17 protein-coding genes are annotated in these 24,469 nt (G+C 62.3%); 11 read left to right on the top strand and 6 right to left on the bottom strand.

Annotated elements, in window-relative coordinates; all coding sequences use genetic code 11:
• Window positions 1-38: 38 nt before the first annotated feature.
• A complete protein-coding gene (locus tag JAO73_RS07515; RefSeq protein ID WP_198976473.1) occupies window positions 39-1,076 on the top strand; it encodes an LLM class flavin-dependent oxidoreductase in 1,038 nt (345 codons plus the stop codon).
• A gap of 66 nt (window positions 1,077-1,142) precedes the next feature.
• A complete protein-coding gene (locus JAO73_RS07510) occupies window positions 1,143-1,646 on the top strand; it encodes a hypothetical protein (protein WP_198976472.1) in 504 nt (167 codons plus the stop codon).
• A gap of 74 nt (window positions 1,647-1,720) precedes the next feature.
• Here the strand turns inward: JAO73_RS07510 and ahcY are convergent, their stop codons facing one another.
• The gene (gene ahcY, locus JAO73_RS07505) at window positions 1,721-3,040 is read right to left on the bottom strand and encodes an adenosylhomocysteinase (protein WP_198976471.1); all 1,320 of its coding nucleotides are present in this window, start codon (window positions 3,038-3,040) and stop codon (window positions 1,721-1,723) included.
• Between the two features lie 254 nt (window positions 3,041-3,294).
• Between ahcY and JAO73_RS07500 the strand changes: the two genes are divergently transcribed.
• Window positions 3,295-10,605 (top strand): NIDO-like domain-containing protein, encoded by a 7,311-nt coding sequence (locus tag JAO73_RS07500; RefSeq protein ID WP_198976470.1) that lies wholly within the window; start codon window positions 3,295-3,297, stop codon window positions 10,603-10,605.
• A 72-nt stretch (window positions 10,606-10,677) separates the two neighbouring features.
• Here the strand turns inward: JAO73_RS07500 and JAO73_RS07495 are convergent, their stop codons facing one another.
• Window positions 10,678-11,415: a DUF4397 domain-containing protein gene (locus JAO73_RS07495; RefSeq protein ID WP_198976469.1), complete on the bottom strand. Its 738-nt coding sequence runs from the start codon at window positions 11,413-11,415 to the stop codon at window positions 10,678-10,680.
• Window positions 11,416-11,649: 234 nt separating this feature from the next.
• On the opposite strand from JAO73_RS07495, the gene JAO73_RS07490 reads away from it, so the two are divergent.
• The 4 genes from JAO73_RS07490 to metK all read left to right on the top strand — a co-directional run bounded on the left by JAO73_RS07490 (window position 11,650) and on the right by metK (window position 15,711).
• Window positions 11,650-12,186 carry a hypothetical protein gene (locus JAO73_RS07490; protein WP_198976468.1) on the top strand — a complete coding sequence of 179 codons (537 nt, stop codon included), beginning with the start codon at window positions 11,650-11,652 and terminating at the stop codon, window positions 12,184-12,186.
• Between the two features lie 28 nt (window positions 12,187-12,214).
• Window positions 12,215-13,423 carry a class I SAM-dependent methyltransferase gene (locus tag JAO73_RS07485; RefSeq protein ID WP_198976467.1) on the top strand — a complete coding sequence of 403 codons (1,209 nt, stop codon included), beginning with the start codon at window positions 12,215-12,217 and terminating at the stop codon, window positions 13,421-13,423.
• A gap of 105 nt (window positions 13,424-13,528) precedes the next feature.
• Entirely contained in the window at window positions 13,529-14,263 is a 735-nt protein-coding gene (locus tag JAO73_RS07480; RefSeq protein ID WP_198976466.1) for an SDR family NAD(P)-dependent oxidoreductase, read from the top strand.
• A gap of 185 nt (window positions 14,264-14,448) precedes the next feature.
• The gene (gene metK, locus JAO73_RS07475) at window positions 14,449-15,711 is read left to right on the top strand and encodes a methionine adenosyltransferase (RefSeq protein WP_198976465.1); all 1,263 of its coding nucleotides are present in this window, start codon (window positions 14,449-14,451) and stop codon (window positions 15,709-15,711) included.
• Between the two features lie 71 nt (window positions 15,712-15,782).
• Here metK and hpf read toward each other — a convergent pair whose 3' ends face one another.
• The 4 genes from hpf to JAO73_RS07455 form a co-directional block, all read right to left on the bottom strand.
• Entirely contained in the window at window positions 15,783-16,082 is a 300-nt protein-coding gene (gene hpf, locus JAO73_RS07470; protein ID WP_190924809.1) for a ribosome hibernation-promoting factor, HPF/YfiA family, read from the bottom strand.
• A 38-nt stretch (window positions 16,083-16,120) separates the two neighbouring features.
• Window positions 16,121-16,999, bottom strand: coding sequence for a tyrosine-type recombinase/integrase (locus JAO73_RS07465; RefSeq protein WP_198976464.1), 879 nt, complete (start codon window positions 16,997-16,999; stop codon window positions 16,121-16,123).
• 165 nt (window positions 17,000-17,164) lie between these two features.
• Entirely contained in the window at window positions 17,165-17,359 is a 195-nt protein-coding gene (rpsU, locus tag JAO73_RS07460; RefSeq protein WP_190924805.1) for a 30S ribosomal protein S21, read from the bottom strand.
• A 117-nt stretch (window positions 17,360-17,476) separates the two neighbouring features.
• Entirely contained in the window at window positions 17,477-18,622 is a 1,146-nt protein-coding gene (locus JAO73_RS07455) for an acyl-CoA dehydrogenase family protein (RefSeq protein ID WP_198976463.1), read from the bottom strand.
• 254 nt (window positions 18,623-18,876) lie between these two features.
• Between JAO73_RS07455 and JAO73_RS07450 the strand changes: the two genes are divergently transcribed.
• The 4 genes from JAO73_RS07450 to JAO73_RS07435 all read left to right on the top strand — a co-directional run bounded on the left by JAO73_RS07450 (window position 18,877) and on the right by JAO73_RS07435 (window position 24,311).
• Window positions 18,877-19,830, top strand: a complete 954-nt coding sequence (locus JAO73_RS07450) for a polysaccharide biosynthesis/export family protein (protein ID WP_198976462.1) — start codon at window positions 18,877-18,879, stop codon at window positions 19,828-19,830.
• Window positions 19,831-19,893: 63 nt separating this feature from the next.
• Window positions 19,894-22,404 carry a polysaccharide biosynthesis tyrosine autokinase gene (locus JAO73_RS07445; protein ID WP_198976461.1) on the top strand — a complete coding sequence of 837 codons (2,511 nt, stop codon included), beginning with the start codon at window positions 19,894-19,896 and terminating at the stop codon, window positions 22,402-22,404.
• Between the two features lie 14 nt (window positions 22,405-22,418).
• A complete protein-coding gene (locus JAO73_RS07440) occupies window positions 22,419-23,201 on the top strand; it encodes a tyrosine-protein phosphatase (protein ID WP_233168865.1) in 783 nt (260 codons plus the stop codon).
• Window positions 23,202-23,294: 93 nt separating this feature from the next.
• Window positions 23,295-24,311: an NAD-dependent epimerase/dehydratase family protein gene (locus tag JAO73_RS07435; RefSeq protein ID WP_198976460.1), complete on the top strand. Its 1,017-nt coding sequence runs from the start codon at window positions 23,295-23,297 to the stop codon at window positions 24,309-24,311.
• Window positions 24,312-24,469: the final 158 nt, after the last annotated feature.

The following is a 24,469-nucleotide window of genomic DNA, read 5'->3' as shown; positions in this document are numbered from 1 at the left end:
AAACTATGGCGTCTCTACTTCTCCAATTACAGCCCTCTATGGAATTAGGAATTAGCTCATTTGGCGAAGTAGCGCCCGCCCACGTGCCCGGCCAGGACCGCGCCGCCCAACAGCGCATGCAGGAGCTACTGGCCCTGGCCCGGCGCGCCGATGAAGTCGGCCTCGACGTGCTGGCCCTCGGCGAGCACCACCGTTCCGATTTCATCATTTCCTCGCCCGAAGTGGTGCTGGCAGCTGCCGCGGCCGTCACGAAAAACATTCGCCTCAGCAGCGCCGTCACGGTGCTCAGCTCCGCCGACCCGGTCCGCACCTTCCAGAACTTCGCCACGGTGGACCTGATTTCCAACGGCCGGGCCGAGATTATCGCGGGCCGCGGGTCCTTCATCGAATCTTACCCGTTGTTTGGCTACGACCTCGACGACTACGATGCGCTGTTTGTGGATAAGCTGGCGCTGCTGTTGAAAATCAACGAGAGCGAAGTGGTGACCTGGCAGGGCAAGCACCGCCCCGGCATTGCGGCCCAGGGCGTGTACCCGCGCCCGGCCCAGCCCAAAATCCCCGTTTGGATTGGCATTGGCGGCACACCGGCATCGGCAGTACGGGCCGGCAAGCTGGGCCTGCCCCTCACCATTGCCATCCTGGGCGGCGCCCCCGCCCGCTACGCGCCCTTTGCCGAGCTCTACCGCGAATCGGCTGAGCAGGCCGGGCACGACGCAGCCCAGCTGCCGCTCTGCCTCAACTGCCACTTCCACCTGGCCGAAACGTCTCAGCAGGCTGCCGATGAGTTCTTTCCGCCCTATGCCACGCTCATGAACCGCATCGGCCGCGAGCGGGGCTGGTCGCCCATGGACCGGCGCCACTTCGACTTTCTGCGCGGGCCGGAAGGGCCGCTGTTCGTGGGCACGCCTCAGGAAATCACCGCTAAGCTGCTGAACTTGCACGGACTGTTCAACAACGCCCGCTTCCTGGCCCAGTTGGTGCTGGAGGGCATTCCGCACGCCAGCGTGCTGCGGTCAGTGGAATTATTCGGGCAGGAGGTGGCGCCGGCCGTGCGGGCGGCATTAGGCAAGAAGTAAAATCTCGTCTCTACGTTATTAGAAATACACCGCTTAATACCAGATTTTCATTTCCGCCATTGACCTATGCTGAATCTACTGTGGTCGGCCCTGAATGCGGTGCTTCTCGTGCTCGTCTTCTATAGCTTGTACCGGGCCGCGAAACTCGTGAAGCAGCACCTGGGAACCGGAGCTCTGCTGGGCTTCTTATTGGCGCTGTTTATTATCGGCGGTCGGAGCGCAGATGCTTCTTCCGAGGCCCCCCGAAACCTGCTGGCGCGGCCAGCACAGCCCCCCCTCGGCAACGCCAGCAGCCAGCAGCAAATCGCCTTGGGGGGCAGCAATACCCTCACCCTGCTGTGCTCCTACCGAAGCAACAACGGCCACCTCGAGCCGCTGAGCCTGTACGCCACGGTATCTGGCATTGTATTAGGGCACCGCTGGAAGCCGATTGGCGGCATGCTGCACGAGCAGGGCTCCCGGATGCAATACGAGGTGACGATGCAGCACGAATGGCGCCTGCTGGGCATGCAGGTGTATGGCCAGATAGAGGAGTTCAGGGGCGTCATGCCTTCGCCTACCCCTCCGTAGTGCACCAGCCCAATGGGCACAAAAAAACGCCTGGCACACGGCCAGGCGTTTTTTTGCAATCGAAATTCCTACGCTTAGTAGCGGTACAGGTCCGACTTGAAGGGGCCTTCTACCGGCACCTTGATGTAGTCGGCCTGCTTGGCGGTCAGCTCGTCCAGCTCCACGCCGATTTTGGCGAGGTGCAGGCGGGCCACCTTCTCGTCGAGGTGCTTGGGCAGGGTGTACACCTGGTTTTCGTACTCGTTGCCTCGCTCCCACAGCTCCAGCTGGGCCAGGGTCTGGTTGGTGAACGAGTTCGACATCACGAACGAGGGGTGGCCGGTGGCGCAGCCCAGGTTCACGAGGCGGCCTTCGGCGAGGATGATGACCTCTTTGCCGTCGATGGTGTAGAGGTCTACCTGCGGCTTCACCGTGTCCTTGGTGTGGCCGTAGTTCTTGTTCAGCCACGCCATGTCGATTTCATCGTCGAAGTGACCGATGTTGCAGACAATGGCTTTGTCCTTCAGGCTGCGGAAATGCTCCTCGGTGAGGATGTCACAGTTGCCGGTAGCCGTCACCACGATGTCGGCTTCCTTCACGGCGTTCGTGAGTTTCTTCACGGCGTAGCCGTCCATAGCAGCTTGCAGGGCGCAGATGGGGTCGATTTCGGTCACGATGACGCGGGCGCCGGCGCCGCGCAGCGAGGCCGCGGTGCCTTTTCCTACGTCGCCGTAGCCGGCCACCACGGCAATTTTGCCGGCCATCATCACGTCGGTAGCCCGACGGATGGCGTCCACGGCCGACTCTTTGCAGCCGTACTTGTTGTCAAACTTGGACTTCGTTACCGAGTCGTTCACGTTGATGGCGGGGAAAGGCAGCGTGCCATTTTTCACGCGCTCGTACAGGCGCAGCACGCCGGTGGTGGTTTCCTCGCTCACGCCTTTGATGCCGGCGGCCAGCTCGGGGTACTGGTTGAGCACCATGTTGGTGAGGTCGCCGCCGTCGTCCAGAATCATGTTCAGGGGCTGGCGCTCCTCGCCGAAGAACAGCGTCTGCTCGATGCACCAGTTGAATTCTTCCTCGTTCATGCCTTTCCAGGCATACACCGGGATGCCGGCGGCGGCAATGGCCGCGGCGGCGTGGTCCTGCGTGGAGAAGATGTTGCACGACGACCACGTCACCTCCGCACCCAGCGCCTTAAGCGTTTCGATGAGCACAGCGGTTTGGATGGTCATGTGCAGGCAGCCGGCAATGCGGGCGCCCTTGAAAGGCTGGCTGGCGCCAAACTCCTCGCGCAGCGACATCAGACCGGGCATTTCGGCTTCGGCCAGACGGATTTCCTTGCGGCCCCACTCGGCCAGGCTCATGTCCTTTACTTTGTACGGAACGTACGTTTTCGTCGTGGTTTCCACCATGATATGAATTAAATGTTGGTATCGCGTTTCAACCGCAAAGATACTCGTTTTGTTCGCTGCCGAACGAGAACCGGCCTGTCCCGGCTAGGCAACCATGGCAAGGTGTCAATTGCACATTGCCAATACCCTATTTTTATTGATTTAGGTACGTTGTACCTTGCCAGTTAGCCAGCAGTGCCCAAGCCGGCCGGCACCGCTGACGGGGCTTCTCTGCTGTTTTTCATTGCTTTTCATTTTCCTCTTACCACCTCTTTATGATAAGAAAACTACTGTCGCATTTACGGACTCCGCTCGCTGGTGCGGGCGTGGCGCTGCTGCTCAGCAGTGGCAGCGCCCAGGCGCAGGCCCTCACCAATTATATCGCGCCCAATGGGGCATTTGCGGCCAGCGCCGGCACTTTCACGGCCCTGAGTGGCGGCGCTACTCCCACCGTGACGGGCACCACCGATGATGGCTACTATGCCAGCGCGCCCATTGGCTTTCCGTTCATCTACAACGGCCGGGCTTATTCTACCTTTTCGGCCAGCACCAACGGCTTTCTGGCGTTGGGGGGCAGCCTGACCAATGCGGCTGTCACCAACAGCCTGAGTTCGGGGGGCAGCGTGCGGCCCGTGATTGCGCCGCTCTGGGACGACCTCAACCTGCCAGCCACCTCCAATTTCACCTACCTGACGACGGGCACTGCGCCGAACCGGGTGCTGACGGCTGAATGGCTGAACGCCAAGTGGAACGCCAACGCCACCAACAGCGTCGTTTCATTTCAGGCCCGCCTATACGAGGCCGACGGCAAGGTGGAGTTTGTGTACCGGCAGGAAACCACCAACGTGAACCTGGGCTCCGCTTCCATCGGCATTACGGCAGTGGGTACGGGCAGCGGCAACTTTTTGTCCCTGAACGGCGCGGGCACCTCCCCCACCGTTTCGTCCACTTCCGAAACCACCAGCATCAGCACGCGCCCCGCCACGGGGCAGACGTATTCCTTTACCCCGCCGGCCACGGTTCCGGCCGCGCCCACCACCCTGGCTTTCTCTGTGGTGAGCTATTCGAGCATGACGGTGAGCTTTGTGGACAACTCCACCAACGAAACCGGGTTTGCGGTGCTTATCTCCACCGACGGCGGGACCACCTACACGGTGGCGGCCAACCCGGCGTCGACCACCAGCGCGGGCACGGGCACTACCTATAACGTGCCCCTCACGGGCCTGACGCCAGCCCAAACCTACACCGTTAAAATCCAGGCCATTGCCGAAGGCCGGGGCTCGGCCGGGCTCACGGGCACGCAGGCCACGCTGGCCCCGGTTGTTTTCAACGGCACGCCTTACACCATCGACAATTCGCAGCCGACCAGCGGCACCAACTTCAACAACTTCACGGACGCTTTCACGACGCTGAACGCGGGCTCCATTACGGCCAGCACCACCATTAGCGTGAAGTACAACAGCGCCACGCCCGTGTATAACGAGGCCCCGCTCACGCTGACCCAAACGGCTACCAGCGGCGCCACGCTCGCCTTCGTAAGCAGCGCCGGCAACGCAGCTAACCCGGTGGTGCAGGGCACCGGCGGCACGGGCAGCACCGACGCCGTTATGACGCTCAGTGGCAGCGACTACATCACGTTTAGCGGCATTGATTTAAAGGAAAATGCCGGCAACACGACCGATGCGCAACGCATGGAATACGGCTTGTTCCTGACGGCACCTACCGGGACCAACGGCTGCCAAAGCGTGACCTTCCAGAACGCTACTATTTCGCTGAACAGTAGCAACGCCAACGGCACCACGGGGGTGTATGCGCTCAGCAGCGCGGCCACCGCGGCCAGCGGCGCGCACAGCAACCTGTCATTGTTGAACCTGACGGTTCAGAATGCCCGCGTGGGCTACAACATCGTGGGTGCCAGCGCCGCGCCCGGTGCTAACAATCAGATTGCCACGTCGGGCGCCGGCACGAGTACGGTCAAATCTCTGGCCGGCGGTAGCGCAGCGGTGGCTGGGGTGCAGTATGCCTATCAGACGGGCTTCCAGGTACTCAACACCACGTTTCAGGATTTTTCCACGTCGGGAACCTGCTACGGCATCACCTGCACGGTGGGGGGCAGCACCAACACGGTCACGTTCTCGAGCAACCGGTTTTCCAACATTCAAACCTCCGGCGCCAACAACGTGGCCGCCATTTACCTTACCGCGGGCGGCACGGCACAAGTAAACGGCAACACCGTGTCGCCGCTGGGCGCTGCCACCGTATCGGTGGGCGCCGCCAACACGGGTGCCGCTGTATTCGGCATGTATTTCGCGAGCGCCGGCACGGTCAACATTTATGACAATGCCATCAACAACGTGCGCCAAACCGCCACTGGCACCGGCGGTGCCGGTGTGACGGGCCTGAACATTACTGGCTTGGGCACCTACACCGTGTACCGCAATGCCCTGCACACCATTACGCAGGCTAGCGGCAGCGGCAACTTTGTGAGCGGCATTATCATCGGCGGCACCACGTGCCTGCTCTACAATAACCTGCTCTCCAACCTGCGCTACGACGGCAACAACAGTTCCATGGGGATGCGGGCCATCAACATCACGGGCGGCACCACCATCAGCGTGTACTACAACACGGTGTATTTAAACGGCGCCTCTACCACGGTGGGGCCCCAATCGGCCGCGCTGTACTTGGCCTCGACCAGCACCACCACGCTCGACTTCCGCAACAACATCTTGTATAATGGTTACGTGGCGGGCTCCGGAGGGGGCAGCCCGCGGAACGTGGCCGTTTACAAATCCAGCAACACGGTCAACAACCCCATCATTGCCACCACGAGCAACAACAACCTGGTGTACGGCTCCTCGGGCATTTATGCCGTCGCAACAAACTCTGGCACCGGGTTCGGGCCGGCCGGCCTTGCGAGCTACCGCGCACTGCTCAATTCTGCCGACAGTGGCACGCGTGAATCGGCCGCAGTTACGGAAACTACCACGCCCTTTGTGAGCGCCACCGACCCCCACCTGCTTACCAGCGTGCCGACCCAGGCCGAAAGCGGTGCCCAGCGCCTGACCGGCGGCGCCCAGTCGGCGGTGGCGGTGCCAGATGATTACGACGCTGCCTTGCGCCAGGGCGAAACCGGCTACGCTGGCACCAGCACCACCGGTCCCGACATTGGGGCCGATGAAGGCGAGTTTTCCCCCAGCGACCTCACGCCGCCGGTTATCACCTACACGCCCATCGCCAACACCAACAGCACCGCCAACCAAACCCTGGCAGCAACCATCACCGATGCCAGCGGCATTGGGACCGGCGCCGGCGCGCCGCTCGTTTACTACCGCAAAGGCACCAGCGGCGCGTACTTCTCGGCGGTAGCCACCGGCGTGAGCGGCAACCAGTACACGTTCACCATTGACTACGCCAATCTGGGCGGTGTGAGCGGCGGCGACGTCATCAATTATTATGTAGCGGCGCAGGACGCAAGCCCCAACGCCAACGTGGCCACCAGCCCCGCGGGGGGCAGTGGCGCCACCCCGCCCGGCAGCACCGCTCCGGCCAGCCCGAACAGCTACAGCATCCTGCAGTCCTTCAGCGGCACGCTGAACGTGGGGCCCACCGAAACCATCAGCAGCCTGACGGCCGCGAATGGCTTGTTTGCCCGCTTGAACGCCGGTGTGCTCACCGGCGACCTGACGGTGCTTATCACGGGCGACCTTAACGCCGAAGACGGCGCCACCGCGCTGAACCCGCCCACCGAGCAGCCCCTTAGCAGCGGCTACACCATCCGCATTCAGCCGAGCGCGGCCACGCTGCGCACGGTATCGGGCTGGGCGGCCCAGGCCACGGCCGCCAACGGCATCACGCTGAACGGCGCCGACCGCATAGTATTCGACGGCCGCTACGACCAGACGGGGACCGATAAATTCCTCTTGTTCCGCAACGCCAACAGCAGCGGCTCGGCATTTGTACTAGCGCAGGATGCCACCAACAACGTCATCCGCAACGTCATCACCGAAACGCAGGGGTCAACCTCCACCGGCGGCATCACCTTCGGCACCTCCAGCACCACGCCGGTGAACGGCGTAGCGGGCGGCGTGACGGGCAACGACTTCAACCAGGTGTTGAACTGCGACATTCGCGACCGGAGCGACGTGGCCACGGCCCAACCGGCGCAGGGCGTGTACTCCGGCATCACGGGCGCCATAGCCACCAACAGCAACAACACCATTCAGGGCTGCAACATCTTCAATTTTACTTTTCAAGGTGTGGGCCTGGCCAATGGCACGGGTGGCGACTGGACCATTAGCGGCAACTCGTTCTACAACACGGGCCGCACGGCCGTCACCACCAGCACGGGCCTGAGCGTGATTGCCATTCGCGGGGCCAGCACGGCCACGGGCACGGTGGTGAGCGGCAACTACGTGGGCGGCTCGGCGCCGCTGGCGGGCGGAGCGGCGTGGGCCAATACGGCCACTTCGGCCACCATCCGCGGCATCTACCTCAATGGGGCGGGCACCACCAACACACCGGCCACCACCATCAGCGGCAACTTTGTGCAAAACTTCGCCATCACGGGCGGGACCACGGGCACGGGCACGTTTACCGGTATCGAGGTCAGCACTTCGACGCTGGACAACACCTCGTACTCCGTGTCGGGCAATACCGTCAGCGACGTTAGCAGCAACTCCACCCAGTCCAATGGCTTGGGCACGACCGGCCTCGTGGGCATCGCGGCCACCAGCAACGCCACGTCCTCGACGGCGCAGGTGGTGACCGGCAATACGGTGTACAACCTGAACCTGGCCCCGGCCACGCTCAGCACCGCCAACATTTACGTGACGGGTATCGCGACCCGCTCCTCGTCGACGGCCACGGGCACCCTCAGCCGCAACCGCGTGTACAACCTCACCAATGCCGGCACGGCCACCACGGCCGGCATCATCGGCATTGGCCTGAACGGCGGCGCCTGGACGACGAGCAATAACCAGGTGGCCCTGAGCAACACCAGCGCCACCGTGACCAGCCCCACCAACGGCCCCGTCATCATCGGCATTGCCAACAACGTGTCGCTCGTGGCCACCACCGAGTATATGTATTTCAACTCGGTGCGCATTGCCGGCACCGCCAGTGGCGCGCTCAAAACCTACGCTTTCCGGCACATGGGCACGGCCAGCTCGCTGCTGCGCAACAACATACTGGTGAACGAGCGCGCCGGCGGCACCGGCAGCCACTTTGCCATCGGCACGGGCTCGGCCGTGACCGTGGGCACCACCACTGCGGCCGCCGTCAATTCCAACTACAACGACTTGTTCAGCAGCAACAGCGCCACACTGGGAGAGAACAACACGACGCCGTATGCTTTTGCCGGCTGGCAGGCCCACAGCAGCGCCCCGGATGTTAACTCGAAGAACCGGCCGGTTAAATTCATCGACCCGGCAGTGGGCAACCTCAACCTGGATGCCACCACCAACTGCTCGCTCGACAACGCCGGGCAAGCCCTTGCCACCGTCGACGGCGAGTATGACAACGCCGCTACCAGCCGCCAAACCACGCCCGACCTTGGCTCCGACGAGTTTGCGCCCGTGCAGCAAACGGCCACCATCGTCACCCCGGGCCCGGTTTGCGGCCCTACCACAGCTTCCGTGACGCTGACCGGCAACGGCGGGCCTTACTCCGTGACATACTCGGACGGCAGCGCGTCAACCACGGCCTCGGGCGTGACATCGCCTTTCACCTTCCCAGCGGCGGCCGGCAAAACCTACACCCTCACCAGCGTAACCGATACCTACGGATGCTCGCTGGCCACGGCGGGCAGCCTTACGGTGAACCCCAAGCCCACGGCCGCGCTCACCAGCCCGAACCAGACCCTATGCCTGGGCAGCTCCGCCACCGTGAACACCACCCTCACCGGCACGCCGCCCTTCACCCTGACGGTGACGGCTACCGACGCGGGCGGCACCACCAGCCAGACCACCACTGTGCCCCAGGCCTCGTATTCGCTGAGCTACCCCATTGCGCAGAACACCACGTTTGCCATCACGGCCCTCACCGATGCCAACGGCTGCTCAGCCGACGTGAACACGCTGCCCAGCATCGCCTTCACGGTGGTTACCACCACCACGTACACCGGGGCTGCCCCCGGCGACGGCCAGAACTGGTTTAACGCCGCCAACTGGACGGCTTGCGTGCCCAGCAACACGATTGACGCCCTCATTCCCGGTGGGCTAAACTTCTACCCCAGCCTGAACACTTCAGCCACGGCGGCCGTGCGCACCCTCAGCATCGCCAGCGGCGCCAGCTTGGTCCAGAGCGCCGGCACCCTTAATGTGTACGGCGACCTGACTAACAACGCCCCCGCCGCCAATGTGAGCCTAACCGGCGGCATGGTAGCTTTCCGTGGCGCGGCACCCACCGTCACGGGCATCGACGGTTTTTACGACCTCAACGTGAACCTGACTGCTGCCGCCGGGGTGCTGGCCCTGGCCAACGACATCAGCGTGACGCACGCCCTCACCATGACACAAGGCGTGCTCAATACCGGCGCATTTGCGCTGACCCTGGCCCCCGCTGCCACCCTCTCCGAAACCGACGCCAGCTACGTGCTGGGTCAGGTAGCGGTGCCCGGCCGCGACCTGAGCACGGCCACGGCCGAAAGCTTCGGCAACATCGGCCTGACGCTGACGCCGGACGCCGCTTCCACGGCCTTCCCCGGCCTCACCACGGTGGTGCGCACCACGGGCACGGTGCTCACCGGCGCGGGCACCAGCCAAAGCATCAAGCGCTACTTTGACATTCAGCCCGCCACCAACACGGGCCTGAACGTGGCCATGGACTTCAGCTACTTCGACCACGAGCGCAACGGCATTGCGCCCGGCAATGTGGCCTTGTTTAAGTCGGTGAGCGGCCTCTCGGGGCCGTGGGCCAACCAAGCGCCCATCACCATCGCCGGCAACACGGTGAGCAAAACCGGCATCGCCGACTTCTCCATCTGGACGCTGGGCAGCGCCACCAACCCGCTGCCCGTGGAGCTCACCGCCTTCACGGCCGAGCGCCAAGGCACCAACGCCGCCCTGACCTGGACCACCGCCAGCGAGAAAAACAACGCCGGCTTCGACGTGCAGGTGAGCCCCGACGGCCGCGCGTTCCGCACGCTGGGCTTTGTGGCCAGCCCCTCGGCCAGCAGCAACGCCCCGCGTCACTACACCTTCCTCGACGCCGAGAAGGGCAAAGCCGGCCTGCGCTACTACCGCCTGCGCCAGCTGGATGTGACGGGCAAAGCCGAATTTTCGCCCGTGCGCACCGTGCGTTTCGAGAGCGAAGCCGCGCCGGCCCTGGTGCTCACGGGCGTGCCCAACCCCTTCGAGCACGGCCTGACTTTGCGCGTGGAATTGCCCGCCGGCACCCCGACTGCCGCCGCCCAGCTACGTGTGACCGATGCGGCCGGCCGCGTGGTGCTGACCACCGCCCCGCTGCTAAGCGCCGGCCTCAGCCAGCTGCCGCTCGACCTGCGCGGCCAAGCCAGCGGGGTGTACTTCGTGCAGCTCACCTTCGCCGGCCAGCCCGCGCAGCACCTCAAGGTGGTGAAGGAATAGTCCTTCACCGTTGTGCACAAAAAAGCCCGCTGGAAATATCCAGCGGGCTTTTTTGTGGTTATGGTTGTCAGATTAATTATTCTGAATAAGCACCACTTTCGACGTAAGGTTGGGGTCGAGGCTGGTATAGCCACGTACCAGCACGGTGTAAATCTTGCCCGATTCGTAATTTTTCGAAGCAGTGGTGGAACCCGAGCCATTGCCTTCGGCCACGTAGAGGACGGCCACGCTGGGGTTGCCGGCCGACACGTCGATGTTGTACGTACCGGCGTTAATTTCCACGAAAGACGAGGCTGTGCCAAAAGGCACGTCGGGGGTGATGGCCTGCGAGCCCACGGCAAGGCGCTGGGTCAAACGCAGCGGCGAAGACTGCCCCTGGCCCAAGTGCACCAGCCGAATCTTGGCTTTGCCCGAAGCAGGTGCCGTCAGGTCGTCGTTCACAAACAAACCGCTCACCGCTGTGGTAGCACCCGGCGAGTAAGCAAAGTACGAGTAGCTCTTGTCCTTTTCCACCGTCACGCTTTGCGTCACGGCGTTTTGGCCCGAAGTGGCCACGTTCACTTTGAGGGTGCGGCTGCCGGCGGGCACGCCCTGGTAGCCGCTATTGGCGCCGTAGGCCAACGTGGCCTTTTCGGTATCATCGGCCAAAAACTTCACGTCGAGGTTGGCACTGGGGGCGGCGTGGTGAAACTTAACTTGGCCCTGTTCAACGACGGGAGCGGCCGGTTCATCTTTTTTGCTGCACGAGGCCAATAGCACAGTGGCCGGCAACAGGGCCCGGAAGGCGAGGGAAGCGAAAGACGTTTTCATACGAAGAATACAGCGGTAAATGAAGTTGCAGGCCGACCGGAAACTACCGGCCGGCCCGGCCTGAACGTGCGCGCGAACCGGTTTGTTGAGTTGCGGACCCAAAAAATTGACATCGATGGCCATTTTCAGCCTCCGTTCGCATTCTATCTTTGTTATATGCACAAACTTAATTGGTTGGCCGCCCCACAGTGGCGGCTGCGCGGGGCGGTTACTACGGCGTTGATTTTGAGTCTTTTGACCCCGACATTGGCTCAGCAGGCCCCGGCTACTATTCGCCTGCATCCGGAAGACGCCGAGCGCGGCCTGAATGGCCCCCAGCACAACTTCGAGTTTCTGCCCCCCGGCGTGGGCGGCGATGATTACCAGAGCGCTGGCTTCTTTGGCCAAAAGTTGCGCCCCTACCTGGCCGGCAACGCCCAGGCCCTGGCCCACCTCGACCAGTACCGTCGTCAGAAAACCATCTTCCTCGTCGACCGCGTGGTGGCTGTTGGCGCTTTCGGCCTGTGGGGCCAGCAGATTTTGGCGGGCGACGAGCGGCAGTACTTCAACAACACCCAGAAAGTGGCCTTGGGCGTGTTTGCCACCAGCCTGCTGGCCACGGTCTTCATCAACCGCAACACCAACACCTACATGAAGCGCGCCGTGGAAGCCTACAACGCCGCCCCGCCGGCGCACGGCAGCGTGTGGCCCCGGCTGCGCCCCAGCAGCATGGGCATCGGCGCGGCGCCCACCGGGCAGCCGCTGCTGGCGTTGCGCTGGAACTTGCGCTAAGGCCCGCGGTTTTCCGTATACCCTTTCCATGGACTACCCCCTGCCCGAAGCGGCCAGGCGCTACGTGGCCGCGCACCTGCACGACGACCCCGCCCACCTAGCCCTGCAAGCCCGCCGCCACCCCGGCCTGCCCGTGCCCGAGCTCGTGCGCCAGATTCAGGCCCGCCAGAAGGCCCGCGTGAAGCTGCCAGAATGGGCCGACAACCCCGATTTGATATTTCCGCCCGCGCTTTCGGTGGAGCAGGCTTCGTCGGCGCGCACGGCGGCGTTCAAAGCCAGCTTGGTGGATGGCCAACGCCTGGCCGACCTCACCGGCGGCTTCGGGGCCGACTCGGCGGCGTTTGCCCAGCGGGTGGCCCACGTCGACTACGTGGAGCGCAACCCGGCGCTGGCCGATGTGGTGCGCTATAACTTTGGCCAGCTTGGCATCGCCAACGTGGACGTGCACGCCGCCGACGCGCTGGCCTTCCTCAAGGAAACCGACCGGCGCTACGACTGGCTCTACCTCGACCCGGCCCGGCGCGATACGGCCGCGCGCAAGATTTTTCTGCTGCGCGACTGCGAGCCCGACGTGGTGAAGCTCATGCCGCTGCTGCTGCACAAAGCCACCAAAGTGCTGCTCAAAACCTCGCCCATGCTCGACATCGAGCAGGCCGTACAGGGCTTGGGCCACGTGCGTCGGCTCTGGGTGGTGGCCGTCGACAACGAGGTGAAAGAAGTCCTCTACGAGCTAGGCCAAGAGCCCGCCGTCGACCCCGAACGTTACGCCCTGAACCTGCGCCGCGACGGCACCCAGCAGGAATTTCGCCTCAACCGCGCCCGCGAAGCCCGCGCCACGCCCCGCTACGCCGAGGCCCAGCAGTTCCTCTACGAACCCAACGCCGCCGTGCTCAAGGCCGGCGCGTTCCGCAGCATCGGCACGGCCTTCGAACTGCTGAAACTGCACCAGCACAGCCACCTGTACACGTCCGACGTGCTGCGCGCCGATTTTCCGGGTCGCATTTTTCGGGTACGGGCCGTGGAAAAAGCCGACGGCGCTGCCCTCAAGGCACATCTGGGGCCCGAGGCGCGTGCCCACGTCACCACCCGCAACTTCCCCGACTCAGTGGCCGATTTCCGGCGCCGCACCGGCATTCGCGAAGGTGGCGACGTGTACTTGTTCGCCACCACCGACCTGCGCGGCCGGCCCGTGGTGCTGGTGTGCGAGAAGGTGGCGCCCGGCCTTGCTGCCGCCTGAGTACCGTCAAATTTCTAGGCAGGCTCGGCCGCTGCGCCACGCTGCCCGTACAATCAGCTTGCTCGCCGGGTGGCGAAGCATCTCTTTAGAAATAAGCTGGTTGTTATGCGTTTTACAGATAAAGTGTGCCTGGTAACGGGCGGAACCTCAGGCATTGGCCAAGCCGCGTGCGTGCGGCTGGGGGCCGAAGGCGGCACCGTCATTGCCCTGGGTCGCGACAAAAAAGACGGCGCCGAAACCGTGCGCCTCATCGAGGAGGCCGGTGGCCAGGCCGTGTTCATAGCCTGCGATTTGGCCAAGCCCAAGGCTATCGAAACCACCGTACAGAAAGTATTGGCCAAATTCCACCGCGTCGATGTGCTTGTTTGCGACGCGGCCATGATGACGTTTGAACCGCTCGTAAAATTGCCGCTGGAGAAATGGGACCTGCTCATGCAGGTGAACCTGCGCTCTTTGGCTCAGCTTACGCAGCTGTGTTTGCCACACATGCCTAGGGGCAGCGCCATTGTGGCCATCAGCTCGGTGCATGCCCACCAGACCACGGCCGCCGTGGTGCCCTACGCCACCAGCAAGGGCGGCCTCGAAGCTTTCGTGCGGGGCATGAGCCGCGAGCTCGACTTCCGCCAGACCCGCATCAACGCCATTGCGCCCGGCGCCGTCGACACGCCCATGCTCTGGAGCAACCCCAACGTGAAAAACGGCAACGAGAAAATCGACAAAGCCACCGTGGGCAAGCCCGAAGAACTGGCCGCCGCCATTGCCTTCATGGCCTCGGCCGAGGCCAGCTTCATCCACGGCGCCACCCTGGCCGTGGATGGCGGCCGGCTAGCCCAATTATAGCGCACCACGCACGAGCTACTGCCGCCGCAACGTCAGGCTGTTGCCGAGCAAAAGCAGCTTGCGCTTTCCCGCTTCCCCCCACGGCCAATAGCCCGGTTTTCCGTAGTTTTGCAGCGCGCGCCCGCTCGCCGGTTTCGGTTGGGCGGGCGCCCCGTTTTTTCTCTCCTGCCTTTTTCGCGCATTCAATGCCCTATCTGTTCACTTCCGAATCGGTTTCGGAAGGCCATCCCGATAAAGTTGCCGACCAGATTTCCGACGCCATCCTCGACGAGTACTTGCGCCAGGACCCCACCTCCAAAGTGGCGTGCGAAACGTTGGTGACCACCGATTTTGCGCTGGTGGCCGGCGAAATCAAGTCCAAAGCCCACGTCGACGCCGAGCCCATTGTGCGCGAAACCATCCGCCGCATTGGCTACGACAAGCCGGAATACCTCTTCAACGCCGACACCTGCGAGGTGATGAACCGCCTGCACGAGCAGTCGCCCGACATCAACCAGGGCGTGGAGCGCGCTAAGGACGAAGACCAGGGCGCCGGCGACCAAGGCATGATGTTCGGCTACGCCAGCCACGAAACGGCCAACTACATGCCGCTGGCCCTCGACCTCTCGCACCGCCTGTTGCAGGAGCTCGCCGCCATCCGCCGCGAAGGCCGCGACATGCCCTACCTGCGCCCCGACGCCAAAAGCCAGGTCACGATTCGCTACTCTGACGACCACAAGCCCGAAGCCATCGACACCATCGTCATCAGCACGCAGCACGACGAGTTCGACGCTTCGGAGAGCAAGATGCTCGATAAGATTAAAGCCGACGTGCTCAGCGTGCTCATCCCACGTGTGAAGGCCGGCTTGAGCGCCGACGTGCAGGCCCTCTTCACCGACCAGATTACCTACCACATCAACCCCACCGGCAAGTTCGTCATCGGTGGCCCGCACGGCGACTCCGGCCTCACCGGCCGCAAAATCATCGTGGACACCTACGGCGGCAAGGGCGCCCACGGCGGCGGCGCCTTCTCCGGCAAAGACTCCTCCAAGGTGGACCGCTCGGCCGCCTACGCTGCCCGCCACATCGCCAAAAACCTGGTGGCCGCCGGCGTGGCCGACCAGGTACTGGTGCAGGTGGCTTACGCCATTGGCGTGGCCCAGCCCGTGGGCGTGTTCGTGACTACCTACGGCACCATCAAGGCCAAAAATGCGGCCGGCCAGCCGCTCACCGACGGTGAAGTGGCCCAGAAAGTGCAGAAGCTGTTCGACCTGCGCCCCTACGCCATCGTGAAACGCTTTGGCCTGCAAAACCCCATCTTCGCCCAGAGCGCAGCCTATGGCCACATGGGCCGCCAGCCCGGCACCGTGAACGTGGTGATGCCCGACGGCGAAACCAAAACCTTCGAGACCTTCACTTGGGAAAAGCTCGACTACGTGCCCCAGATTAAGGCCGAGTTTGGTTTGTAGGCAGACAACTCCAGCAACAAAAAAGCCCCTCCGGTTGCGGAGGGGCTTTTTTGTTGCTGCAGGCGCAGCCATTAATGGCTCAAGGTTTTCTCCTTGTAGCGCGTGATTTGGCGGCGCAGGCTTTCGGTGGCCGCGTCGGCGGCGGCTTCAAAGGAAGCGGCATCTTCGGCGCTGAACAACGTGGAGCCCGGCACAAAAAGCTTTATTTCTACCGTCTTATTAGCAATGCCGTCTTTATTGTTGAGGCGCATAATCACCTCGCCGTCGGTAAACTTATCATAAAAAGTTTCCAGCTTATTGAGGCGTTGCTGCACAAAATCAAGCAATTTCTTGTCGGCGTCGAAGTGCACCGAATGCATCTGAACTTTCATAAAGCAGTTGATTAAGAGGGTAAAAGAGTGTGGCAACTTCAGGCCCGTGGGTGGGCCTGTTCAAATACGGATTTCAGGCGGTCGACGGACAGGTGCGTGTATACCTGCGTGGCCGCCAAACTGGCGTGCCCCAGCAATTCCTTGATGGAATTCAGGTCGGCACCTTTGCCCAGCAAATGCGTGGCGAAGGCATGCCGCAGCGCGTGCGGGTGCTGCTGCGCCCCGGAAGTCGTAATCTGGCTTAAATACCGCTTCACGGTGCGGTACACAAACTTTTCGTACATGGCCTCGCCTTTGTCGGTGAGCAACAGCGGGCCTTCGGCTGTTCCGAATTCGTGCGCCCGCCGGGCTTGGTATTTCTCAATTACCTGCATCAGCGTCGGGTTCAGGGGCACGATGCGCTGTTTGTTGCCTTTGCCCGTCACGCGCACCGTGCCGGCGCCCAGGCTCACGTCGTCGGCGTGAATGCCGATGAGTTCCGACAGGCGGATGCCGGTACCGTACAGCATTTCCAGCACCAACTGGTCGCGCACGCCGGCAAAGTCGTCGCCAAATTCGAACGAATTCAGCAAGCCGTTCAGGGAATCTTCGGGCACGAACTCGGGCAGCTTCTTGGCCATCTTCGGGGCCTTGATGCGCAGCATGGGGTTGCTGGCAATGGCACCGGCGCGCAGCAGGAACTTGTAGTAGGAGCGCAGGCAGGCCACTTTGCGGTTCACGGTGCGCGGGTCGAGGTCTTGCTGCATCAGCTCCACCACCCAGCCGCGGATGAGCGGGTGCGTGGCCTGCGCCGGGTCGTCGAGCTCGTAGGCCGCTTTCAGGTACGCCGCAAACTGGCCCAGGTCGGTCTGGTACGACGTCAGCGTGTGCCCACTGTAGCGCTTCTCAAAGCGCAAAAAATCGAGAAAAGCGTCCATTCCCACAGCAAAAAAGCCCGGCGGTTGGGCCGGGCATCCAATGTAGGGCTTTTTTATTTTTTACCAAATAACCGCGTACGGTACGGACGCGAAAAAACCGGCCGGCTTGCCAATTAGGACAAACCAGCCGGTTTTAGCTAAGCTAAACGGCCCTAGGGCGTTGGGCTATTCGTTGGGCTGGCCGTAGGTGGCGAGCTTGTACACCGCCTTCTGCTTCATTTTGCGCTGCGTGATGCTGGGCTTCTGGAAGAACGTGCGACGACGCAGCTCTTTCAGCACGCCGGTGCGCTCAAACTTCTTCTTGAAACGCTTCAGAGCGCGGTCAACCGATTCGTTGTCTTTGATTTGAACGATAATCATATCAGGGAGTGAGGGAGATTTCTGAGGAGTGCGGTGTAAACCGGGCCGCAAAGATAAGTAGAATTGTTAGCGAAACAAACTATTCCCCAGGCAAGGCGGCTGAATCCTTGTCGATTACTACTTCAGCAGCGCCCGGGCAATCACCAGCTTCTGGATTTCGCTGGTGCCTTCGCCAATGGTGCACAGCTTGGCGTCGCGGTAGTACTTCTCGGCCGGATAGTCCTTGGTGTAGCCGTAGCCGCCGAAAATCTGCACGCCTTCGTTGGCCACGCGCACGCTCACTTCCGAAGCGTAGAGCTTGGCCATGGCCGATTCCAGGTTCACGTTCAGGCCGCGGTCCTTCATGTCGGCGGCGCGGTAGGTGAGTTGGCTGGCGGCTTCAATCTCGGTGGCCATGTCGGCCAGCTTAAAGGCGATGCCCTGGAAATTGCTGATGGGCTGATTGAACTGGTGGCGCTCCTTGCTGTACTGCAGCGCCGCCTCGAAAGCGCCCTGCGCAATGCCCAGGCTAAGCGCCGCGATGCTGATGCGGCCGCCGTCGAGCACCTTCAGGCTCTGCACAAAGCCGTCGCCCACCTTGCCGATGACGTTGCCCACGGGCACTTTGCAATCGGTAAAAATCAATTCCGTGGTTTCGGAAGCGCGCATGCCCAGCTTATCCTCTTTGCGGCCGGCCGCGAAGCCCGGCGTGCCGCGCTCGATGATGAAAGCCGTCATGCCGTGCGAGTCGCCTACCTCGCCGGTGCGGGCAATGACCACGGCCACGTTGCCGGTTTTGCCGTGGGTGATGAAGTTTTTGGCGCCGTTGAGCACGTAATTCTCGCCGCTCTCGTCGAGCACGGCGGTGGTGCGCATGTTGCCGGCATCGGAGCCGGTGTTGGGCTCGGTAAGGCCCCAGGCCCCAATCCATTCGCCGCTGGCGAGTTTGGGCAGGTACTTGCGCTTTTGCTCCTCGGAGGCGTGCTGCAGGATGTGGCCGGTGCAGAGCGAGTTGTGGGCGGCCATGCTCAGGCCGATGCTGCCGTCAATTTTTGACAGCTCCACAATGGCCGTGACGTACTCCATGTAGCCGAAGCCGGAGCCGCCGTACTCCTGCGGCACGAGCACGCCCATCAGGCCCAGCTCGCCCAGCTTATGAAACACATCGACGGGAAATTCCTGGCTTTCGTCCCACTTCATCATGTGGGGCTTGATGTGCTGGGCGCCAAAATCGCGCACCATCTGCGCAATCATGGTTTGGTTTTCGGTGGCTACGGCTTCCATGTAAGGAGAACGATTGGTGGGAATTGTGAGTAGGTACAGAACGGGAACTGCCAAACCCAACGAGTGTTCGTTTTGGCTCCACGAAAGTACGGTTTTGGCAGTTGGAAACGGCGACCCGCCGCAGCGGCCCGGTGGCTCTTTCTTGAAAGGGCGCGGCAAAAGCGTTACTTTTGAGGCTTTTTGGGGAGAACCTGACGCTGACGCTGGCGGATTTTCCCGGATTTTTTCCGCTGATTCTGTATTCATTGGCCTTCATGCCTTCTTTTTTCCTTCGCCGCCTTGGGCGGCTGTGGCTGCTCGCATTGCCGGCCGTGCTACTGTTTTCGTCGTGCGCCTCGTCGAAATACTATCAAAAAAGAACGCTCTTTCGCCTAACCGATAGCCAAGGCCGACAGCTCGACAGCACCAAGTTGCGCATCGCCCTGAACCGGACCGAGCGCAATTATGTCATTCAGCCCAACGACTTTCTGGAAGTGCGGGTGAACACCAACAAAGGCGAACGCATTTTGGACCCTAACGGGGAACTGCAGTTTGGCCAACCTTCCGGCACGCTGCCCAGCCGCGGCACCGTGATAGGCGGGCAGCAAAACAACGCCAGTAGCCGCAACGTCGCGCCACAACGCAACACCGGGCAGGGCGCGGGTTCGGCAACGGGCGGCTCGGAGTTTTTGGTGCAGGCCGATGGCACGGTGGTGCTGCCGTTGGTGGGCCGGGTCCGTGTCAAGGGACTGTCGTTGCTCCAAGCCGATAGCGTGCTGGCCATTCGCTTCAATGAGTTTTACAAGGAGTCTTTCGTGACGACCCGCGTGACCAACAACCGCGTCATCGTGCTTGGGGCCACCGGCGGACAGGTCATCGCCCTCACCAACGACAACATGAACCTGCTGGAAGTGCTGGCCCTGGCCGGCGGGATAGATGGCCAAGGTGGCGGCGGTGGCGGCACGGGGCTGTACCGCAACGGCGGCCGCGCCGACAACATCCGCATCATTCGCGGCGATTTGAAAAACCCGCGGGTGCAGCAAATCGACTTGTCGACGCTCAACGGCATGCGCCGGGCCAACCTGCAGATTGAGCCCAACGACGTGATTTACATCGAGCCCATTCGACGCCCCTTCCTCGACAACCTTGCTGATTTGAACCCGCTCATCGGGGTGGCAAGTCTGGTGGTCACCACTACTTATTTTATTATCTCTCAATTAAATCGGTAAGCTCTGATTTGCTCTGCCTTCCGTATACCCCGAAGGCAAAAGTGAGTTGGCAATTCCAGTGCAATGGCTATCAACGAAAATACCGAAATAGAAGAGCTCATCCGTAACGCGTCGGGCGGGGTGGCGGCCCCGCCGTCGGCGCCCACGGCGGGCTTGCCGGCCGACGACGACGACGCCGGGGGCCTCGACATCGCGACCCTGGTGCTGGTGGCCCGGCGCAGCCTGCTGTGGCTGCTACTGCTGGTGGTGCTGGGCGTGACGGCCTCGTGGCTGTACCTGCGCTACACCAAGCCGGTGTACCAGTCGGCTTCGCTGCTGAAAATCAACGAGCGCGAGCAGGCCGCCGAAGTAGGCATCGCCGACCAGATAGCGCCGGCTGCTGCCGATAAGGCCCGGTCCAGCAAGTTGGCAGGTGAGGTGGAGCTGATTAAGTCGAACATCATTTACCGTCGTCTGAAGGACTCGCTGGCCCTGGACGTAAACTACTACGTGCAAGGCACCGTGCTGGAAACCGAGATGTACAACACCTCGCCCTTCCACGTCAAATACGCCATCAGCGACCCGGCACTGTACAACCGCAAGTTCAACCTCAAATTCACCGGGCCCCGCCAATTTAAACTTGACGTGGTGGGCCAGGGCCAATCGCTGGGTGGGGTGTACGTTCTGGACCAACCCATTGTGCTGCCTGGTATTAAGCTGCAGATAAGCGGCACGAATGAACTGACCGACGACTCACGCGAAGCCGACTACCACTTCACCATCCAGGATGAGGCGGCCGTCAATGCTTACCTGGATAAAAATCTGGCCGTCGACATCATCAATCCGGATGCCAACACCATTCAGATTTCTTTTAAGGACTTCAATCCCAGCAAAGCACAGAGCATTGTCGATGCCATTGACCGGGTGTACCTGAAGGAGAAGCTTTCTCAGAAACGAGAATCGACTACCCGAAAGCTGAACTTTCTGGACAACACCCTCAACGACACCAAACAGCAACTGCAGCAGGCAGAGGATAAGCTGAAGGACTTCACGCAGACCAACAAAACCTACGATGTACAGGGCGATGCAGCCGCTATTACGGCCAAGCTGGAAAAGCTCGAAGAAGACCGCCTCAAGCTGGAGGAGAAGGTGTCACTGCTGGTTACCATCAGCCGTTTGATAAACGACGAGAGCATCACGACCAGCGAAAACGAGACCGTGGAGCAGACCATTCCGGCCATTGCAGGCATCGAAGACCCGCAGTTGGCCGTGTCCCTCAACGACCTGAACGCGCAGCAATGGGACCTGCGCCGCCTGCGCCGCTCCAGCACCGACAAAACCGAGGCCGTGCAGCAGCGGGAAGCTAGCTTGGCTTTCGTGCGCAATAAAATCAAGCGCTTGCTGCAACAGGACCAAAGCGTGCTGCGCCGCCAGCTGGCCCGGCTCAACCAACAAAGCGACAAGCTTAACGCTCTGCTGGAAGAAAAGCCACAGCAAGGCACCGAACAGGAGCGGCTGAAGCGCCCCGTGGCGCTCTATGGTGAAACCTATGTGAGTTTGTTGCAACGCAAAATTGATTTCGGCATTCAACAAGCTGGTCAGATACCCGACTTCCAGATTCTGTCGCCAGCCTCGGCCCCGGCCGCGCCCATTTTCCCGAGCAAGCTCATTGCCTACGCCATTGGGCTGGTGGGAGGCCTGCTGCTGGGCCTGGGCCTGATTGCGGTGCGCTACTTCATGCACAACACCGTTACCAACGTGCGCGAGCTGGAACGCAACACCAAGGCGTCGGTGCTGGGCATCATCCCGACCTACGACAAGGAAAAGATGGAGATTTCGCGCCTGGTGGTGGACAAGAACCCCAAGTCGGCCATTTCGGAGTCCATCCGCTCCATCCGGACCAACCTGGACTTCATCAGCTCGGCCAAGAAGAAGCGGCTGATTTCGGTGACGTCGACCATCTCGGGCGAAGGCAAAACCTTCGTGACGGTGAACCTGGCCGGCATCATTGCCCTCTCGGGCCAGCGCGTCATCATCCTCGATTTGGACATGCGCAAGCCCAAAGTGAACCTGGCGTTTGGCGCCGAAAACACGCGCGGCGTGAGTACCATCCTCATCGAGCGGCACACGGTGCAGGAGTGCATTCAACCCACCAACATCGAGTCGATGCAGTTCATTTCGGCGGGCCCCACGCCGCCGAACCCCTCGGAGTTGATTTTGAGCGACCGGTTCGACCTGATGATTCAGGAGCTGTTCCGGACCTACGACGTTATCCTCATCGACACCCCGCCCGTGGGCCTCGTGACCGACGGCATCCTCATCATGCGCAAGGCCGACATTCCGCTCTACATCGTGCGGGCTGATTACTCGCGCAAAGCCTTCATCAAGAACATGAACCGGCTGATGCGGAGCAACAACTTCACGAACATGTGCACCATCCTGAATGATGCGCCTGCCGGGGCCGGCTACGGCTACGGGTATGGCTACGGGTATGGGTATGGGTATGGCTACGGGGCATACGGCCAGGGCTACTACGAAGAGCCCGTGGCCAAGCCGCTTACCTTTGGCCAGAAGCTGAAGAAGTTCCTGTCTTAACGCATTCTGAACCGATGGCTTCGCTCTGGCAAAGGCTTTTTGGCGGGGCAGCGGCCGAGGCCGCCCCGGCGGCTCTGCCCGTGGCGGCCCTGGCGGCGCTGGGGGCCGACATGCACTCGCACCTGTTGCCCGGCCTCGACGACGGGGCCGAAACGGTGGAGCACTCGCTGGACCTGCTGCGGGCCCTGCGCGCCCTCGGCTACCGCAAGCTGGTGATGACGCCCCACATCATGGGCGACTTCTACAAGAACACGCCGGAAGGCATTCGGGCGGCGCTGCAGCTGCTACGCGACGCCGCCGCCAGTGCCGGCCTGGGCGACGTGGAGCTGGACTGCGCGGCCGAGTATTACCTGGACGAGTTCCTGGGCCGGAAGCTGGCCGACGGCACCGAGATGCTCACCTTCGGCGGCGAGAAGCGGTACCTGCTATTTGAGACGTCGTACATGAACGAGCCGCTCAACCTGTTCGAAATCATTTTTGAGATGAAAGCGCAGGGCTACCGGCCGGTGCTGGCCCATCCGGAGCGGTACACGTACCTGTATGGACGGCTGGCCGAAATCGAGAAACTGCGCCGCGATTACGACGTGCTGCTGCAGGTGAACCTCAACTCGCTAGCCGGCTACTATTCGCCCGGGGCCAAACGGGTAGCCGAAGAGCTGATTGACGGCGGCCTGGTCGATTTCGTGGGCACCGATGCCCACCACCTGCGCCACACCGACACTCTGCTGCGCCGCACCGTGCCGCAGCCGTACCTGCAAAAGCTGCTGCGCCTGCCCCTGCTGAATAATACGCTTTGACGGATTTGGTTGTCAGCTGCTCCTTGTCAGGCCAAGGCTACCGACGGATTATGAACAACTGACAACCGACAACTGACCACTGACAACTGGATTATGATTTTCGTTACCGGCGGCACCGGCCTCATTGGTTCCTTTCTGTTGCGGGCGCTGCGGGCACGCGGGCTGGCGGTGCGTGCCCTGCACCGCGGGGCCGCGCCAACCGACGCCGCTCCGGGCGTGGAATGGCTGGCCGGCGACCTGCTGGATACCGACCTGCTGCGTGCGGCCCTTACGCCCGAGGTCACGCACGTGTTTCATTGCGCTGGGCTGGTTTCCTACGCGCCGCAGGACGAGGACGCGCTGCTGCGCGTGAACGTGGACGGCACCGCCGCCATCGTGGACGCCTGCCTGGAACGGCCGGGCATCCGGCTGGCGCACGTGTCGTCGGTGGCCGCGCTGGGCACGCCGGCGGGCGCAGCAGAGGCCACCGGAACCCTCACCGTGACCGAGGCCGCTACCTGGGACCTGGGCGCCGCGCACCCGGCCTATGCCACCTCGAAATACCTGGGCGAACTGGAAGTGTGGCGCGGCGTGGCCGAGGGCCTGTCGGCCGTCATCGTGAATCCTTCGGTGGTGCTGGGACCCGGCGACTGGAACCGCAGCAGCACGCGCCTGCTGCGCTACGCGCACCAGCAGCACCGCTTTTATACCCGCGGGCTGGTCAACTTCGTGGACGTGCGCGACGTGGTGGCGCAGCTGCTGGCCCTGGCCCTGGACCGGCCCGAACTGAGCGGCGAGCGCTACATCCTCAGCGCGGAAGCCGTGCCGCTGGGCGAGTTTTTCCGGCAGGCGGCCGCGGCGTTGCAGCGGCGTCCGCCCACGGTGGCCGTGCCCGACTGGGCCGCCGAAGTCATTTGGCGCCTGGAGCACGCCCGGGCCGTGCTCACGGGTGCCCGGCCGCTCATCACGAAAGACACGGCCCGGGCGGGCCGCCGGCCAGTGGTGTACGCGCACGCCAAAGTACAAAGCGCTACCGGCTTAGTATTCCGGCCGTTAGCCGATACGCTGGCCTGGTGTGCAGCCGAACTGGCTGCGAACACGGCCACTGCCCCGGCGGTTATCGTATCTTAGCAAGAGCCGGATTGCACGGTTTTGCCCAATATTTGTTATCATTGACAGAGTACTGACAAGTGGAGTGAAGAGGCGCTGGCCGACGGTTTATTTCCTTTATTTTCCCGTCGACCCCACGCCTGCCTAAAACCCCGATTAATCCACTTAACTGCGATTTT

Source organism: Hymenobacter miniatus (assembly GCF_016427455.1).
Taxonomy (GTDB): Bacteria; Bacteroidota; Bacteroidia; order Cytophagales; family Hymenobacteraceae; genus Hymenobacter; species Hymenobacter armeniacus.
Note: the sequence above shows the minus strand (reverse complement) of the source record. Positions and strands in the feature narration are given on the sequence as shown.

What these genes read in the sequence shown, in the direction of transcription:
- JAO73_RS07515 (WP_198976473.1), top strand. Translation starts at nt 39, where the DNA reads ATGGAATTAGGAATTAGCTCATTTGGCGAAGTAGCGCCCGCCCACGTG.
- JAO73_RS07510 (WP_198976472.1), top strand. Translation starts at nt 1,143, where the DNA reads ATGCTGAATCTACTGTGGTCGGCCCTGAATGCGGTGCTTCTCGTGCTC.
- ahcY (WP_198976471.1), bottom strand. Translation starts at nt 3,040, where the DNA reads ATGGTGGAAACCACGACGAAAACGTACGTTCCGTACAAAGTAAAGGAC.
- JAO73_RS07500 (WP_198976470.1), top strand. Translation starts at nt 3,295, where the DNA reads ATGATAAGAAAACTACTGTCGCATTTACGGACTCCGCTCGCTGGTGCG.
- JAO73_RS07495 (WP_198976469.1), bottom strand. Translation starts at nt 11,415, where the DNA reads ATGAAAACGTCTTTCGCTTCCCTCGCCTTCCGGGCCCTGTTGCCGGCC.
- JAO73_RS07485 (WP_198976467.1), top strand. Translation starts at nt 12,215, where the DNA reads ATGGACTACCCCCTGCCCGAAGCGGCCAGGCGCTACGTGGCCGCGCAC.
- JAO73_RS07480 (WP_198976466.1), top strand. Translation starts at nt 13,529, where the DNA reads ATGCGTTTTACAGATAAAGTGTGCCTGGTAACGGGCGGAACCTCAGGC.
- metK (WP_198976465.1), top strand. Translation starts at nt 14,449, where the DNA reads ATGCCCTATCTGTTCACTTCCGAATCGGTTTCGGAAGGCCATCCCGAT.
- hpf (WP_190924809.1), bottom strand. Translation starts at nt 16,082, where the DNA reads ATGAAAGTTCAGATGCATTCGGTGCACTTCGACGCCGACAAGAAATTG.
- JAO73_RS07465 (WP_198976464.1), bottom strand. Translation starts at nt 16,999, where the DNA reads ATGGACGCTTTTCTCGATTTTTTGCGCTTTGAGAAGCGCTACAGTGGG.
- rpsU (WP_190924805.1), bottom strand. Translation starts at nt 17,359, where the DNA reads ATGATTATCGTTCAAATCAAAGACAACGAATCGGTTGACCGCGCTCTG.
- JAO73_RS07455 (WP_198976463.1), bottom strand. Translation starts at nt 18,622, where the DNA reads ATGGAAGCCGTAGCCACCGAAAACCAAACCATGATTGCGCAGATGGTG.
- JAO73_RS07450 (WP_198976462.1), top strand. Translation starts at nt 18,877, where the DNA reads ATGCCTTCTTTTTTCCTTCGCCGCCTTGGGCGGCTGTGGCTGCTCGCA.
- JAO73_RS07445 (WP_198976461.1), top strand. Translation starts at nt 19,894, where the DNA reads ATGGCTATCAACGAAAATACCGAAATAGAAGAGCTCATCCGTAACGCG.
- JAO73_RS07440 (WP_233168865.1), top strand. Translation starts at nt 22,419, where the DNA reads ATGGCTTCGCTCTGGCAAAGGCTTTTTGGCGGGGCAGCGGCCGAGGCC.
- JAO73_RS07435 (WP_198976460.1), top strand. Translation starts at nt 23,295, where the DNA reads ATGATTTTCGTTACCGGCGGCACCGGCCTCATTGGTTCCTTTCTGTTG.